We start from the raw sequence: 14,655 nt of genomic DNA, 5'->3' as shown, positions 1-14,655 counted from the left end.
GCCTTCCCGAGCCGGCGCGCCAACGCCGACCCTGATCAGAACCGCATGGACTTCGATCCTTGCTCGGGAGGTACGTCCACTTCACGTCACCTCGCCGAGCGCCATCCACAGGTTCTGATCATTGCTCAGGACGCAACGGGCATCATGTCTACGTCAAACACGAAGAAGCGTCGGCAGTTCAGCGCCGAGTTCAAGGCCGATGCGGTCCAGCTCGTGGTGGCTGGTGCGGGTCGGCCGGTCGCGCAGGTCGCCCGCGAGTCGGAGATCAACGAGTCCTCGTCGGCGTACTGGGTCAAGGCCTACCGCGTGACACCACTATGCGGGACTCAACTCACCCTGGGCCGGAGAGCCAGCATCTGACGTATTCGTTCAGCGACAGATCGCCGACGGCTCAGGCGCCTTGGCGAAGTCCGGATGACGACGACCCCCGTTCGCCGTGTCGAGAACGATCCGCTAGACTGTCGGAGTCCTCACACGGCATCGAGGACATGCGCCCGTAGCTCAACGGATAGAGCATCTGACTACGGATCAGAAGGTTTGGGGTTCGAATCCCTACGGGCGCGCGTATCACCACCTTCAACACCCTCGGTCAGAAGACCGGGGGTGTTGCGCTTCCGGGACTCCCACACCTCAAACGGTGGGATTTCGCCGAGCAGTTCGCCGACTTCGACATGGAAGATTCCTGAAAGCCTGGCAACCTCGGGAAGGGTCCAGTCGTAGAGGCCTTTCAGCTTGCGACTGACCGAAGCGCCCGTCATGTGGGCTGCCTCCGCGAGGTCCTTCTGCTTCCAGCCCATGCGAAACATCAGCGTTGTGATGTTCTCGTTCACCGTGCGACTCAGCCATGCATCGTCGGCGGTTGGGTGGATGGTCATGGGTGGAACAGTACAGCGTTTCGCGCATGATGACTACAGATTTGTAGGAAAGTTTCGGGCGTGTCACTTGAAGTCATACTGATTTGTAATCCATACTCTGGGGCATGACGGATACTTGCAAAGATGTAACCCTTGATCCGACGGTGGTCGCGCTGGCTGAGTGCTTCATCGCGGCTGCGCGGGCTATCGAGGCGGCGGCGGCTGTCCTCGACGGCCGTGCCCTCTCGGCGCTGACGGCTGTCTTGGCCGAGGTCAACTACGCGGCGACTGAGCTTTGTCTTGTTACTGCGCTCGCTGACGCGATCCGCGTGCTGACGGCCGAGGGGGCGGGCGAGTGAGCGGCCTGGTGAGGGTGGTTCTTGGGGGCCTGCTCGGCTGGCTCCTGTCCGAGGCGGCGCGCCGTCGCCGTGAGCAGCGACGGCGCGCCGAGCGTCGGCGGGAGGCTGCTGAGGTTGGACGGGAACTGTCCTACTTCCTGAGCGATTGGCCTGCCGCGCCCGGTTCAGTCGGCAGCGGCGTCCAGGAGGTCACGGACGGCGGTGGCGAGTGTGATGGTGAGCTTGGTCAGCGGGGCGATGATGTCGACGGTGGTGACGCCTTCTTCCTCGGCGGCCAGGCGGTCGGCGACAGCGCCCAGCGCGGCGATGCGGCTGTCGATTTGGGCGAGATGGTCGTTTCGGTCCATGGTTCTTCTCCTTCGGTGGGCGTCGACGCGGCTACGTCGACGGTGGGGGACACCGTAGGAGAGCCCTCTGACGCTGGCGGGGCGGTTCCTTCTTCTCCCGCCTCGCCGGTGTCGGATCGGGGCGACTCGTGAGCGCGCCGCGCCATCCGCTGCTGCCGACCCGTGACGTGTCCAAGCTGACTGTCGCACAGGTGCTTGTCGCGGTGGCTGAGCTTCTGGACCACTACGCGGCCGAGGCCCTCGCCCTCGCTGGCGAGGCCGACCCGGCCGAGCAGGACGACATGGGCCGCGCCCTCGCCGACCGCATGGTCCGGCAGGCCGCGCAGTGCCGTGTGGTCGCGGCGGGAGTCGGCTCGTGAGCGGCGCGCATCCGGGTCGGCGGTGCGCGGCGGCCGCGTTCCGCTTCCACACGGCGATGCTCGCCTTCCTGGACGACGTGACGGGCGGGACCGCGTTCCTGCGTGCTGTCGCGGCCAAGCATGAGCTGCTGGCGGCGATGCGGGGTGAGCGCGCATGAGCGCGACTGCTGACCGTACGCCGTCGTACATCCTCGACACCGAGCCGGTCACCGACGAGTCGCCGTTCGAGTGGTTGGCGGTGCTGGCGCGCCGGTACGCGGACGCCTCGGAGGACAGAGCGGCCGCTGAGTACCGGCTCGCGACGTTGCCCAGCGAGCTGCACCGTGTGCCGACCCGGTCGCGGCGTGAGATCCACGAGGCGCGGCGGCAGGCGTGCGAGCGGGCGAGGGAGGCCGTCCGCTCGGCCTACCTCGACCTCGTGGACCTCGTGGCTAAGTGCGAGGCCTTACGGAACGGGAGGGACGACGAATGATCGGCGTGCTGCTGACGCTCGTGTCGACGGGCTGTCTCGTGCTGGTGCTGCTGGCCTGCCTGTGGATCATCGCGGCCGCCCTCGCTGAGTCGGTGCGGGAGTGGTGAGCGTGGAGAACCTGGCGGCGTGCCGGGACGACCCGCGCTTCACCGACGACCCGCCGACGCATTGGGCCGACCGTGACGCCCTCGCGGCGCGCCTGTCGGCGATCTGCGACGCCTGCCCGCTGCGCGAGGCCTGCGCCGAGGCCGCCGAGGTCGAGAAGCCCGTCGCGGCGTTCTGGGCGGGCAAGTGGTGGACGGGAAACCAGGTCGGCGCGGTCTCGCGCCACTTCCGGCGCGGCGTGTTCCGTGGCGTCGGCGACGCCGGTGCGGGTCTGAGCGCATGACCCTCGTCTACTACCGGCAGCAGTTCGCCTGGACATGCCCTGACTGCGGCCTCGTCAACTACCTGTGGCACCGGCCCCGCCGACGACGGGCCGTGGCGTGCGGGGCCGACGACGCGCAGCTGGCCCACCGTGGCGGCTGCGGCGTCGTCCACGAGATAGCCGGGCTCGACCCGACCCAGTAGCACCCAGCCTCACGCCCGCCGTAGGGCGGCATCGGCGTCATGGCCGACGTGGGGCACGACCACAGCACGACGACAGACAGAAAGGAGGCGTAGGCGGCGTAGGGGAGAACGTGACCGCCTGGACCCGTGAGGGTCCGCACAACTCATCGTCGGCGATGGGGAGTCAGCAGTACCGGCCTGGACATGCCGGGGGCTCCGCCTGACAGCACCGCCCACACGCCGGGGCGGCCGGTCTCGTGGCCACGGCCAAGGACACGAGACGGGGCAGCACAGCCACGTCGCCTCGCGCGGCGGGGCTGGTAGTCGTGCGCTGCTGCGACGCTACGGCGTCCGTGGGGGGCAGTCCGGGGGGCTCTCAGTCCGGCGGGGGCCAGCACCCCGCAGGGGTTCCATATCCCGCCCCTACACCACATGTGAGATAGGCCGAACTGGCGGACTGCAAGAAATCCCAACCGAGTGGAAGTGAGACATCGTGAGCAAAGGACATGACATCGCCCGTGGGTGGGCCGTCTCGGGCAAGCCGCCGTTGTGGGTGGCGGTCTGCCTGTACGCGCTCGGCACCGCCGACCAATCGGGCCGAGCCCACCTGAGGCCGGGGCAGCTGCGCGAGGCGGTCGCGCCGCGGGCGTCGGCCTCGGTCGTCAGCCAGGCGATCCGCACGGCTGTGCGCCATGGCCTGCTGCACGACTCCTCGTCGGCGTCGTGCCTGCGCCTGGCCGTGCCGAAGGCCCGTCGTGCGTGACCCGCTCGACGGCTCGTGGTCGGGCCGTGTGGTCGAGCAGGCCCGCGCCATCGTGGCGACGTGGCTGCCCAGGCCGTGCGCGAAGTGCGGCGAGGTGATGGACGGCGGCACGCCGTGGGTCGTCGGCCACAAGCGCAGCCGCGCCACGCACCCGCACCTGACCATGGCCGTGTCCAACTGGCAGGTCGAGTGCCGGCCGTGCAGCGACAAGGGCGGGCAGGCCGTCGTCCGCGAGAAAGCGGCGGCCGAGGCGCTCGCCGCCGTTTTCCCCGTCGGGCCGGCCTGCGGAGAGCCCCCGCCCCTTCCCGTCTCTCCCCCCGAGGGTGGTCCGACGCTGACCCAACCGGCCCTGCCCGGGATGCCCAAACCCCCGACTGGCGAGGCCCTGGAAGTGCGGCCCGAGCTTGAGTGGGACCCGGATCGGCTCGCCGAGCACCCGTGGCTGGCCGAGGTCGTCACGTCGATTCCCGACGACGCCAGCCCGCCCCTGTACATGTCGCCGCCCCCGGCCGACGCGACCGGATCGTACGGCGATCAGGTCATCGACTGGATCGAGCGCGAGCAGGGCATCACGCTGCGCTGGTGGCAGCGGCTCGCGGTCGTCCGCCAGTTTGAGCACCGCGCCGACGGCACCCTCACGACGGCCGTGATGATCGACTCCGCGCCCCGCCGAGCGGGCAAGTCGGTGCGCATGCGGGGCGTGGCCCTGTGGCGGCTCGCCGACCCCCTCGGCCTGTTCGGCGAACCACAGCTCGCGATGCACACCGGCTCCGACATGGCGATCTGCCGCGAGATACAGCGGGGCGCGTGGCGATGGGCCGAGTCGAAGGGATGGGAGGTCACCCGAGCCAACGGCAAGGAGGCCGTCGAGACGCCGGACGGCAACCGGTGGCTCGTCCGATCACAGGACGGCGTCTACGGCTATGACGTGACCCTCGGTCTCATCGACGAGGCGTGGAACGTCAAGCCCGAGACCGTCACCGAGGGCATCGAACCGGCCACGCTGGAACGGATCATGCCGCAGCTCCTCATCACGTCGACCGCGCACCGTCGGGCGACCTCCCTCATGCGCGGCCGCATCTCGACGGCCCTGGCGAGCGACGACCCCGAGGTGGTGCTGCTGGTGTGGGCCGCGCCGCCCGGCAGCGACCCCGCCGACCCGGCCGTCTGGCGTGCCGCGTCGCCGCACTGGTCCGAGGCGCGCCGCAAGCTCATCTCACGCAAGTACGACGCCGCGCTCGCCGGACAGGCCGACCCCGAGGCCGACGACCCCGACCCGCTCGCCGGGTTCGCCTCCCAGTACCTCAACGTGTGGCGGCTCGGCGAGCGCAAAGCGCAGCGGGGCGAGCCCGTCGTCACCGACGACGACTGGGCGGGCCTCGCCGCCCCCGCCCCGGCCGACGACCCGCCGGTCGCGGCCGTCGAGTCCTGGTTCACCAAGGGCGTGTCCCTCGCGCTCGCGTGGCAGGTCGACGGGCGCGCCGTCGTCCACGTCACCGGCCACGACAGCCTCGCCGCCGTCGCCGAGCTGCTGCGCGGCCTGCGGCTGCGTGCGCCCGTCGTCGTCGGCGCGTCACTGGCCGACGACCCCGCCCTGGTCGGCGTCCGCACGCAAGCCGCGACGGGGCGGGTCGCGGCGACGGTGCAGCGCCTCGGCGGGCTCATCCGCGAGGACGGCCTGCGCCACACCGACACGGCCCACCTGACCGGGCAGGCCTGCGCCGTGCGGCTCGTGCCCGGCGCGGACGGCCCCCGCCTCGCCTCGACGGTCCGCGCGGACGCCGTCAAAGCCGCCGTGTGGGCCGCCGACGCCGCCCGTGCGCTGCCCGCTCGGCGGGCCATGCGCGTCATCACCGCCCGGCGGTGAGATGTTTAGCGACCGGCCAAACGGGTTTAGCTGTTCGCTAAACATCCGCGCGGCGGTCGGCGTTCCGGGTCTAGACATGTCGCCGTGGGAATGCTTCGGAACTGGATCGCCGGCCGCGACACCGTCGCGACGTTCGCCGACGACCCGTCCGCCATCCTGCCCGAGGCCCTCGGCGGCGAGGTCGACGTCGACCCGGCCGTGTTCGGGCTCGCGTCGTACACGCCGCAGGCGGTCTCGACCGCGCCCGTCACCCGCCGCGAGGCGATGAGCGTGCCCGCCGTCAAGCGCGGCTGCGACCTCATCGCCTCGACCCTCGGCGGCCTGCCCATCGACCTGCTCGGCCCCGGGCGCAAGGCCGTCGACTGGTCGCTGTTCGACCAGCCCGAGGCAGGCACGCCCCGCTCGGTCACCTTCGCCAAGACGTTCGCCGACCTCGTGCTCCACGCCCGCGCCTGGTGGCGCGTCACCCGCTTCGGGTGGCACACCTTCCCGGTCGAGGTCAAGCGGATCGACCCGCGCCGCGTCGCCCTCGGCCTCGACGGCAAGGTCAGCGTCGACGGCAGGACCGTGCCCGCAGAGGAGATGATCCGCTTCGACTCCCCGACCGAGGGGCTCCTCGTCGCCGGGGCGCGGGCCATCCGCACCTGTCTGAACCTCGACGCCGCCGCCTCCCGCACGGCCGACGGCACACCGCCGGTCGACTACTTCACGCCCACCGACGCGACCACCGACGCCACCGACGCCGACGAGGTGGCTGCGTTCCTCGGCTCGTGGGAGGACGCCCGCCGCGCCCGCTCGACCGGCTGGGTGCCCTACGCGCTCAAGTACAACGTCGCGGGCTGGTCGCCCGACCAGCTGCAGCTGGTCGAGGGGCGGCAGCACGCCGTGCTGGAGATCGCCCGCCTCATGGGCGTCGACCCCGAGGAGCTCGGCGTGTCGACCACCTCGCGCACCTACGCCAACAGCGAGGACCGCCGCAAGACGTTCGTGGACTTCACCCTCGGCCAGTTCCGGCAGGCCTTCGAGGACCGCCTGTCCATGAACGACGTGACCCCTCGCGGCTACACCGCCCGGATCAACCTCGACGCCTTCCTGCGCGGCGACACCAAGTCCCGCTACGAGGCCTACGAGGTCGCCGTGCGGGTCGGCGCGCTCACCGTGCCCGAGATACGCGAGCTGGAGGACCGGCCCCCGCTCACCCCCGCCGAACTCGACGCCCTCAAGCCGACCGCCCCGCCGCCCGCCGCCCCGCCCGCCGAGCCGCTGGCGATCGAACCGCCGAAGGCCTCCGGCGACGCCGCCGCGCTCACCTTCACGGACGAGACCGGCGTGCTCGGCCTCGACATGGGCGAGACCGCCGCGACGTTCGCCGTCGACCGTGAGAAGCGCCTCATCGGCGGCCGTCTCATCCCGTACGGCGTCGTCGGCGTCAGCAAGGGCCAGCGGTGGCAGTTCTCGCAGGGCTCCCTCGTCTGGGACGACCCCCGCCGCGTCAAGCTCTGCGTCGGCCACGACCTCGCCACCGCGTGCGGACACGCCGTCGAGCTGGACGACAAGCCCGACGGCCTCTACGGGACCTTCGCCGTCGAGCGCGGACCGGACGGCGACCGCGCCCTGACCAAGGCCGAGGACGGCGTGTGGGACGGCCTGTCGGTCGGCGTCGGCGTCGGCGGCAAATACCGCACCACCGGCGGCGTCAACCACGCCGTGTCCATGCCGCTCGTGGAGACCAGCCTCACCCCGTTCCCGGCCTTCGGCGACGCCCGAGTCCTCGCCGTCGCCGCATCCGTCACCGAAGGAGACACCATGCCCACGCCCGAAGCCCAGACCAGCGCCCTCGATCCGACCGACGGCCCCGACTTCTCCGCTATCGCCGACGCCATCACCGCCGGGTTCGCGGGCCTGAGCCTGCCGCCCCGCGAGCCGGTCGCCCCGACCGTCGAGACAACGGTGGACGAGGCCCCCCTCTACCGCTTCGACGGGCTGCCCGCCCAGCGGTCCGTCGTCGCCGACATGCGCGCCGCGCTCGGCGGCGACGCCGAGGCCCGCCGCTGCCTGGACGAGCACATGGCCGCCGCGTTCGCCGTGACCACCGCCAACACGGCCACCCTCAACCCTGTCGAGAACCGGCCCGACCTCTACGTCGGCGCGCTCCACCACAACCGGCCGCTGTGGGAGATGGTCACCACCGGCGGCGTCGCCGACCAGACCCCGTTCACGATCCCGAAGTTCGGGTCGGCTGCGGGCCTCGTCAACGCCCACGCCGAGGGCGTCGAGCCGACCACCGGCAGCTTCACCGCCACGTCCATGACCGTCAGCCCGAAGCCGAAGTCGGGCAAGGTCACCGTCAACCGGGAGGTCATCGACCAGGGCGGCAGTCCGCAGGCCGACCAGATCATCTGGAACGAGATGATGGCCGCCTGGCACGAGGCCATCGAGAACGACATCGCGACCACGCTCGGCGCGGTCGTCGGCGACACCCGCCCGCTCGGCAGCCTCACCGGCCCCGCCCTCGTCGCCGCCGTCAAGCGGCTCATGGTCGGCTTCCAGTTCGTGCGAGGCGGCAACCGGTTCACCGGCCTGGCCCTCAACTCCGAGCTGTTCCCCGAGCTGGTCGACGCGAAGGACTCCACCGGCCGTCCGCTGCTGCCCGTGGCCGGTCCGACCAACGCCGACGGCGGCGTGCCCGGCAGCTTCGACCGGGTCAGCATCGGCAGCCTCACCGGCCGCGCCGCCTGGCCGCTCGGCACGAGCCCGTCCAAGCTGTTCGTGCCGTCGTCGGTCTACGCCTGGGCGTCCGCCCCGAAGCGCTTCGACTTCTCCTACATGGTCAAGAGCGTCGACATCGCGATCTGGGGCTACGCCGCGTCCGCGGTCACCCGCGACTCCGACGTCGTCACCCTCGCCTACACCGCCCCCGACCCCGAGGACGGCTGAGCATGGCCGAGACCGTCGAGCGGCCCGACCTCGCCGCCGTCAAGGAATATCTCGGGCCGTTGGCCGCCAACCAGTCCGACACCGCCGTCGGCGGCGCGCTCGCCGCCGAGACCGCCGCGCAGGCCTCCGCGTGCCGGGTCGTCCCGTACGCGCCGCCGCTGGCCGAGGCGCTGCTGCGCCGCGTCTCCCGCAACCTCGCCATGCGGGGCCTGCCCCTGGGCGTCATGTCCGACGAGATGGGCTCGACCCGTGTCGGCGGGAACGACCCCGAGGTGCGCCGTCTGGAAGGCCCCTACCGCAAGCGGGTGTGCGGGTGAGCCGCGCGGAGGTCCGCGACGCGCTCGCGGAGGCGGCGTCCAGTGTCGACGGCGTCGACGTGTCGCCGTACTTCGCGGGCGTCACCGCGCCCGGCGCGGGCTTCGTCCGGTGGGACCGCTCCGAGCAGCCCAACCCGTTCGGGTTCGTCGGCTACTGGAACGTCGTCGTCCTGCTGCCGCAGGACCTCGCCGCCGCCGAGCAGATGGCCGACGAGCTTTTCGCGCCGCTGACGGCCGCGCTCGCCCCGCACATGCGCGTCACCGGCGCGCAGATGCAGCAGCTCACCATCCCCGGCGTCGGCGTCCTGCCGTGCGTCTTCATCAACGGACACCGAGAGGACTGACCCGCTATGGCGGCACTTGGAACACGGACCCTCACCCTCGAACTCGACGGCGAGGAAGTCGACAACCAGATCAGCACCGGCAAGATCACCACCGGCGAGGCCGACAGCGACTTCGTGACCTTCGCCGACGCCCGAGCGGGCGGCAAGCGGGAGTACAAGCTCGTCTTCACCGGCGTGCAGGACGCCGCCGAGGGGAGCCTCTGGGACCTCGTCTGGTCGCACTCCGGCGAGGACGTGCCCTTCCTGCTGCGGCCCTACGGCAACGAGGTGCCCACCCCCGCGCAACCGCACTTCGCGGGCGTCGTCACCGTCAGCGAGCCCGACGGCGACCTCCTCGGCGGCGACGCCGACGCCTCGCCGACCGCGCGGTTCACGTTCGAGTGCGAGTGGGTGTGCCAGGCCAAGCCCGTCAAGATCACGGCCTGACCCGTGGCGGGCGTGCAGGTCGAGGGGCTCGCGTCGCTGGTGCGGCGGCTGCAAGCCCTCGGCCTGGCCGTCGACGACCTCAAAGACGCCTTCTCGACCATCGCGGGCGAGGCCGCCGAGGCCGTCTCACGGCACGCGCCCCGCAAGTCCGGCCGCCTCGCCGCCGACGTGCGCGGCAACCGCGCCAAAGCCAAGGCCGTCGTCCGAGCGGGCCGCGCCGCCGTCCCTTACGCCGGACCCGTCAACTACGGATGGCCGGCCCGCCACATCGCCCCCGCCATGTTCATGCAGCGCGGCGAGGCCGAGTACATGCCCCGAGCCGTCGGACGGCTCGAAGACGAGATCGACACCCAGATCAGAAAGCGAGGGCTCGACCTATGAGCGAATCCCCCCTGACCATCCGCGAGATGCTCGGCACCCTCACCGGCCACGACGAGGACCTCATCGCCGCCCGCTACGGCGCCGACGTGTACGCGGCCGCCGAGACCCGGCCCATGGTCCCCGTCCGCGCGTGCGTCGCCATCGACCGCATCCGCAACCACGGTGACAAGCCCGCTGAGGCCTTCGCCTACGCCAAGGGCCTCACGAGCGATGTCGTCGGCGACTACTTCGCCGACAAGGACCAGGCCGAGGCCGCCGAGGCGGGAAACGCCAGCGGCGAGCCATCCGAGACGCCGACGAGCTCGCCCTCTTCCTGATCCACGGCGTCAGCAAGCACGACTACAAGCAACTCACCCGCGTCGAGCGCGACCGGTTCATCCGAGCCGTGGCCCGCCGGGCTCGCCGATAGAGAGGGGGCGGCATGGCCGGCCCGATCGTCATCAGCATCGTCACCAACGCCCGCAAGGCCGTCGCCGACCTCAACGAGACCGCGACCACCGCCCAGAAGGTCGGCGGCGCGTTCCAGCAGGCGTCGCTGCCCGCCGCCGCCGCGCTCGGCGCGGTCGCCGCCTACGGCAAGGGCGCGCTGGACGCCGCGTCCGACGCGCAGCAGTCCATCGGCGCGACCAAGCAGGTCTTCGGCGAGTACGCCGGCGACGTGGTCAAGAAGTCCAGACAGGCCGCGCAGGCCATCGGCCTGTCCGCGAACGAGTACCGCGAGTTGGCGAACGTCTCCGGGGCGATGCTCAAGGGCGCGGGCCTGCCGTTGGAGCAGGTCGCGGGGCTGACCGACCAGCTCAACACGCGCGCCGCCGACCTCGCCGCGACGTTCGGCGGCTCCACCAAGGAAGCAGTCGAGGCCGTCGGGTCGCTGCTGCGCGGCGAGGCCGACCCCATGGAGCGGTACGGCGTCAGCATCAAGCAGGCCGACGTGAACGCCCGCCTCGCCGCGCAGGGCCTGGCCGGCCTGGAAGGGGAGGCCCTCAAACAGGCCGAGATGCAGGCCCGCCTCGACCTGCTCTTCGAGAAGACCGCCGAGTCCGAGGGCCAGTTCGCGTCCGAGGCCGACACGGCGGCGGGCGCGGCACAGCGCAACACCGCCGCGCTGGCGGACCAGCGCGCCGAGATCGGCGAGCGACTGCTGCCCGCCTACGCCAGAATCCAGCAGATCATCGCGTCCGTCGTCGGGTTCCTCGCCGACCACGAGAAGGCGACCTTCGCGGCCGGCGTCGCCGTCGCCGGGCTCGCCGCGACCGTCCTGACCGTCAACGTCGCCATGAAGGCGTACGCCGCGATCCAGGTCATCGTGACCGCAGCGACCAAGCTCGGCACCGTCGCCCAGTACGCCTACGGCACCGCCTGGCTCGTCTGGCGGCTCGCCGTCGTCGCCGGGACCGCCGCCATGGGCGCGGCCCGCACCGCCATGCTCGCGCTCAACGCCGCCGTCGTCGCCAACCCCATCGGGCTGCTCGTCGTCGCGGTCCTCGCCGTGATCGCCGCGCTCGTCTGGTTCTTCACCCAGACCGAACTCGGCAAGAAGATCGTCACAGCCGCGTGGGACGCGATGAAAGCGGCCGGGGCCGCCTGCTGGGAGGCCATCAAAGCCGTCGGCGCCGGCATCGGCACCGTCGTCGGGTGGCTCGCCGCCGGCGTCAAGCTCTACCTGACGGCCGTCGTCGCCTACTGGCGCATGGTCATCAACGTCGTCGTCACCGTCGTCACGGCGGTCGCGTCCGGTATCGGACGCATGGTCGGGTTCGTCGCGGGCATCCCCGGCAAGGTCAAAGACGCCCTGTCCGGCGCGGGCGAATGGCTCAAGAGCGCCGGGAAGAAGATCATCGACGGCCTCATCGACGGCATCGCCTCCAAGTTCGGCGCGGTCAAGAACAAGCTGGGCGAGCTGACCGGGAAGCTCACCAGCTGGAAGGGGCCGCCCAAACGGGACAAGCGGCTGCTGACCCCGGCGGGCACCCTCATCATCGACGGCCTCATCTACGGGATCGCCCAGCGCGAGGCCGCCCTGCGCCGCAAACTCCAAGGCGTCACCGACGACATCGGCGGCATGCGCCCCGAACTCGACCTCGCCGACGCCGACGCCGACCGCGACCTCGCCGTGCGGACCGCCCACGACGGCGGCACCCTCACCGTCAACCGCACCTACCAGATCACCGTCAACGTGCCGCCCGGAACCGACAGAGCCGCCGTCGGCCGCGAAGTCCAAGAGTGCCTCGACGAATGGGAACGGATCGGAGGCCGCCCACGATGACCCCGCCCCACCTCGACCGCCTGCGCGTCGAGATCCTCGGCCCCACGTCCGGCTTCGTACTCGGCCGGAGCAACGTCGGCACGTACGTCGGCGGCGGCGAGCTCGCGTGGCTGCCGTACGACGCGCCCCTCGTGTCGGCCGACCCGACCGCCATCGCGTCCGGCGGCCCCCTCGGCCGATCCCCCGACGTGGGCTCCATGACCGTCGTCCTCGGCGAGCACGACGGCAACGCGCTGCGCGCCGACCTCAACCTCCGCGCCAACGTGCCCGTCCGCGTCGCCCACGACGGCGTCCCGCTGTGGACCGGCCGCATCCTCGACGTGTACGACACGACCAGCAGCAAGGGCAGCACCCTCACCACCATCCTGTGCGTCGACCCCGTGTCCTCCTACGCCAACACGACCCGCGTCGGCGCGACCTCGGCCGCCGGCCGCGAACACTTCACGCAACGCGTCGAACGCGTCACCGAGAACACCGACGTGGTCCTCGACCCGCCGCCGCCCATGCCGACGTGGACGCTGTCCGGCTCGCCGGACGACCGGAACGTGCTCGGACGGTGGACCGGCTACGGCATGCCGTCCGGGAACGTCCACCACGTGGACTTCCACCGCACCGACCAATGGATCGCCTCGGGAACGATCGCCACGGAAGGCATCGCCCTCATCGTCGACTTCCAGTCCGTGTCGCCGCCGCCGAGCAGCTGGTCCATCCCGGCGAAGACGGTCGGCGCGCAGACCACCATCACCGGCCTCGTCCCCGGCCGCCGTTACCGCGTCACCGGCCTGGGCAGCGCGAACCAGTCGCTCGTCGTCGGCGTCGACGGCCTCGGCTGGGGACCGGTCGGAGCCTTCGTCGACAACTACGAGACCCCCATCGCGCCCTACGACTTCACCGCGACCTATAGCGCGCACACCGTGCGCGTCGCGTACCCGACCCCCGAGGCCGCCCCCGACCCGGAGACAGGAGCGTGGGGCTTCGCCGTCACCCGGTTGACGCTGACCGAGATCACCCCCGCCGACGACTACCTCGAACGCGACATCGGCCGCGAGGCGTCCGTCGCGACGCACCTCGACATCGCCGCCCACACCGCCGACGCCTACTGGTGGCCCACACGCGACGGCCGAGTACGAGCCCGCACCATCCTCGACACGACCGTCCGCGCCGCGCTCTCCGACCTCGCCGACCCCTCCTACGCCGACCCCCTCGGCGGTCGCGACACCCGCCGCGTCGTCAACGACTGGCGCGTCACGAACCTCGGCCGCGACCCCGCCACCGGAAACAGCGCCGACGACACCCACCTCGTCGACGACGACGAATCCGTCGCCACCTACGGCCGCCGGTCCAAAGCGATCGAACTGTCCCTCCACACAGGCGACGACGAGACGCTCCTGGCACAACGGCTCGACCAGATCGCCGCGAGCCAAGCCACAGCCGACGACACCCTCACATCGATCACGATCCGCCCCTCCGACGACCCGTCCCTCATCACCCTCGAACTCAACGACCTCATCACCGTCACCCGTGACGGATCGACCCACAGCGTGCGGGTCGCCGCCATCCGACACGCCATCACCGCCCGCTCGTGGACGGCCGTCCTCGACCTGCGCAAGGAGAACTGACATGCCGAAACTCGACACCTTCGTCAACGGCAGCCTGCTCACCGCCGCGAGGCTGAACAAAATCGTCCCGGAGGTGCCCACCACCTCGGCCGCGCACTACGAGGCCGCCACGCTGCCGATCGTCACCGCATCGACCGCGAACCTATCCGGACCGCCGACCATCGCCCGGCAAGGCCTCTCCGTCAACCTCCACGGGGCCGTCACCGTCAAAACCGTGAACTGGCTCGCCGGCGGCTGGCGGCAGGTCTGCGTCGTCCCGGCGTCCATGCGGCGCACCGTCGCAACCCACGGCGTCGGCTACCTCGACACCGGCACAGCCTTCGTCGCCGTCGTCGTCAACCCCGACGGCGGCGTCCACATCCGCAGCTACGCGTACGGCATAAACCACGCGGTCAACGCCGTCGCCCTGTTCTCCCTGGGCTGGATGGTCGCCTCATGAGCCCCGACCACGTCATCGCAGCGACCGCCGCCCCGCTGGCCAGCGTGCTCGTCGCGGGCCTGGCGTGGTGGCTCCGTCGGCTCGACTCCCGCGTGTCCGCCACGCGGGACGCCGCCGAGGCCGCCCGCGACCTCGCCGCGCCCACCGGCAACGGATTCGCCGACTTCGTGCGCCGCGAGCTCGGCGGCATCCGCGCCGACCTGCGCGAAGGACGCGCCGAGAGCCGCGAGACCCGCGCCGACGTGCGCGCCCTCGCCGCACGACTCGACCGCCACATCACCCAAGGAGACACCCCATGACCCACTCCCCCCTCACCACCCGCACCGTCGCCACGAGCAAGCACTCCCCGCGCGGCG

General features: G+C 71.5%; 20 protein-coding genes, 1 tRNA gene and 1 pseudogene. 20 read left to right on the top strand and 2 right to left on the bottom strand.

What is annotated here, in order from left to right:
• Positions 1–144: 144 nt before the first annotated feature.
• Together QM621_RS15025 and QM621_RS15020 are read left to right on the top strand one after the other, a co-directional pair.
• A pseudogene (locus QM621_RS15025) lies at positions 145–306 on the top strand (transposase); the annotation flags it as partial.
• Positions 307–490: 184 nt separating this feature from the next.
• Positions 491–563 (top strand) — tRNA-Arg (locus QM621_RS15020).
• Here the strand turns inward: QM621_RS15020 and QM621_RS15015 are convergent.
• Entirely contained in the window at positions 522–806 is a 285-nt protein-coding gene (locus QM621_RS15015; RefSeq protein WP_414991200.1) for a helix-turn-helix domain-containing protein, read from the bottom strand. The genes QM621_RS15020 and QM621_RS15015 overlap by 42 nt on opposite strands.
• Positions 807–979: 173 nt before the next feature.
• On the opposite strand from QM621_RS15015, the gene QM621_RS15010 reads away from it, so the two are divergent.
• A complete protein-coding gene (locus QM621_RS15010) occupies positions 980–1,213 on the top strand; it encodes a hypothetical protein (protein WP_414991198.1) in 234 nt (77 codons plus the stop codon).
• 164 nt (positions 1,214–1,377) lie between these two features.
• On the opposite strand, the gene QM621_RS15005 is transcribed toward QM621_RS15010, so the two are convergent.
• Complete coding sequence (locus tag QM621_RS15005; RefSeq protein WP_414991197.1) at positions 1,378–1,560, bottom strand: hypothetical protein; 183 nt, start codon at positions 1,558–1,560, stop codon at positions 1,378–1,380.
• A gap of 128 nt (positions 1,561–1,688) precedes the next feature.
• On the opposite strand from QM621_RS15005, the gene QM621_RS15000 reads away from it, so the two are divergent.
• The 17 genes from QM621_RS15000 (at position 1,689) to QM621_RS14920 (ending at position 14,598) form a co-directional block, all read left to right on the top strand.
• Positions 1,689–1,919, top strand: a complete 231-nt coding sequence (locus QM621_RS15000) for a hypothetical protein (protein ID WP_414991196.1) — start codon at positions 1,689–1,691, stop codon at positions 1,917–1,919.
• Entirely contained in the window at positions 1,916–2,077 is a 162-nt protein-coding gene (locus QM621_RS14995) for a hypothetical protein (protein WP_414991195.1), read from the top strand. The genes QM621_RS15000 and QM621_RS14995 overlap by 4 nt, the downstream gene beginning before the upstream one ends.
• Positions 2,074–2,391 carry a hypothetical protein gene (locus QM621_RS14990; protein WP_414991194.1) on the top strand — a complete coding sequence of 106 codons (318 nt, stop codon included), beginning with the start codon at positions 2,074–2,076 and terminating at the stop codon, positions 2,389–2,391. The genes QM621_RS14995 and QM621_RS14990 overlap by 4 nt, the downstream gene beginning before the upstream one ends.
• Before the next feature lie 103 nt (positions 2,392–2,494).
• Positions 2,495–2,779, top strand: coding sequence for a hypothetical protein (locus tag QM621_RS14985; RefSeq protein WP_414991193.1), 285 nt, complete (start codon positions 2,495–2,497; stop codon positions 2,777–2,779).
• The gene (locus tag QM621_RS14980) at positions 2,776–2,961 is read left to right on the top strand and encodes a hypothetical protein (RefSeq protein WP_414991192.1); all 186 of its coding nucleotides are present in this window, start codon (positions 2,776–2,778) and stop codon (positions 2,959–2,961) included. Before QM621_RS14985 ends, QM621_RS14980 begins: the two co-directional genes overlap by 4 nt.
• A 472-nt stretch (positions 2,962–3,433) precedes the next feature.
• The gene (locus tag QM621_RS14975) at positions 3,434–3,703 is read left to right on the top strand and encodes a hypothetical protein (protein WP_414991191.1); all 270 of its coding nucleotides are present in this window, start codon (positions 3,434–3,436) and stop codon (positions 3,701–3,703) included.
• Positions 3,696–5,570, top strand: a complete 1,875-nt coding sequence (locus QM621_RS14970; RefSeq protein WP_414991190.1) for an HNH endonuclease — start codon at positions 3,696–3,698, stop codon at positions 5,568–5,570. The genes QM621_RS14975 and QM621_RS14970 overlap by 8 nt, the downstream gene beginning before the upstream one ends.
• A gap of 90 nt (positions 5,571–5,660) precedes the next feature.
• Positions 5,661–8,507, top strand: coding sequence for a phage portal protein (locus tag QM621_RS14965; protein ID WP_414991199.1), 2,847 nt, complete (start codon positions 5,661–5,663; stop codon positions 8,505–8,507).
• Positions 8,508–8,509: 2 nt separating this feature from the next.
• Positions 8,510–8,824 (top strand): hypothetical protein, encoded by a 315-nt coding sequence (locus tag QM621_RS14960; protein ID WP_414991189.1) that lies wholly within the window; start codon positions 8,510–8,512, stop codon positions 8,822–8,824.
• Positions 8,821–9,168, top strand: coding sequence for a hypothetical protein (locus tag QM621_RS14955; protein ID WP_414991188.1), 348 nt, complete (start codon positions 8,821–8,823; stop codon positions 9,166–9,168). Before QM621_RS14960 ends, QM621_RS14955 begins: the two co-directional genes overlap by 4 nt.
• A 6-nt stretch (positions 9,169–9,174) precedes the next feature.
• A complete protein-coding gene (locus tag QM621_RS14950; RefSeq protein WP_414991187.1) occupies positions 9,175–9,594 on the top strand; it encodes a hypothetical protein in 420 nt (139 codons plus the stop codon).
• 3 nt (positions 9,595–9,597) lie between these two features.
• Positions 9,598–9,975 (top strand): hypothetical protein, encoded by a 378-nt coding sequence (locus tag QM621_RS14945; RefSeq protein ID WP_414991186.1) that lies wholly within the window; start codon positions 9,598–9,600, stop codon positions 9,973–9,975.
• Entirely contained in the window at positions 9,972–10,292 is a 321-nt protein-coding gene (locus tag QM621_RS14940) for a hypothetical protein (protein ID WP_414991185.1), read from the top strand. The genes QM621_RS14945 and QM621_RS14940 overlap by 4 nt, the downstream gene beginning before the upstream one ends.
• 104 nt (positions 10,293–10,396) lie before the next feature.
• Positions 10,397–12,241 (top strand): hypothetical protein, encoded by a 1,845-nt coding sequence (locus QM621_RS14935; RefSeq protein ID WP_414991184.1) that lies wholly within the window; start codon positions 10,397–10,399, stop codon positions 12,239–12,241.
• On the top strand, positions 12,238–13,860 hold the full coding sequence (locus tag QM621_RS14930) for a hypothetical protein (RefSeq protein ID WP_414991183.1): 1,623 nt from the start codon (positions 12,238–12,240) through the stop codon (positions 13,858–13,860). Before QM621_RS14935 ends, QM621_RS14930 begins: the two co-directional genes overlap by 4 nt.
• Position 13,861: 1 nt before the next feature.
• Positions 13,862–14,299, top strand: coding sequence for a hypothetical protein (locus tag QM621_RS14925; protein ID WP_414991182.1), 438 nt, complete (start codon positions 13,862–13,864; stop codon positions 14,297–14,299).
• Positions 14,296–14,598: a hypothetical protein gene (locus QM621_RS14920; RefSeq protein WP_414991181.1), complete on the top strand. Its 303-nt coding sequence runs from the start codon at positions 14,296–14,298 to the stop codon at positions 14,596–14,598. The genes QM621_RS14925 and QM621_RS14920 overlap by 4 nt, the downstream gene beginning before the upstream one ends.
• Positions 14,599–14,655 lie beyond the last annotated feature (57 nt).

The sequence above is a fragment of the Aeromicrobium sp. genome (assembly GCF_047606445.1).
Taxonomy (GTDB): domain Bacteria; phylum Actinomycetota; class Actinomycetes; order Propionibacteriales; family Nocardioidaceae; genus Aeromicrobium.
The sequence above is the reverse complement of the archived record's forward strand: the minus strand, read 5'-3'. Positions and strand labels throughout refer to the sequence as shown.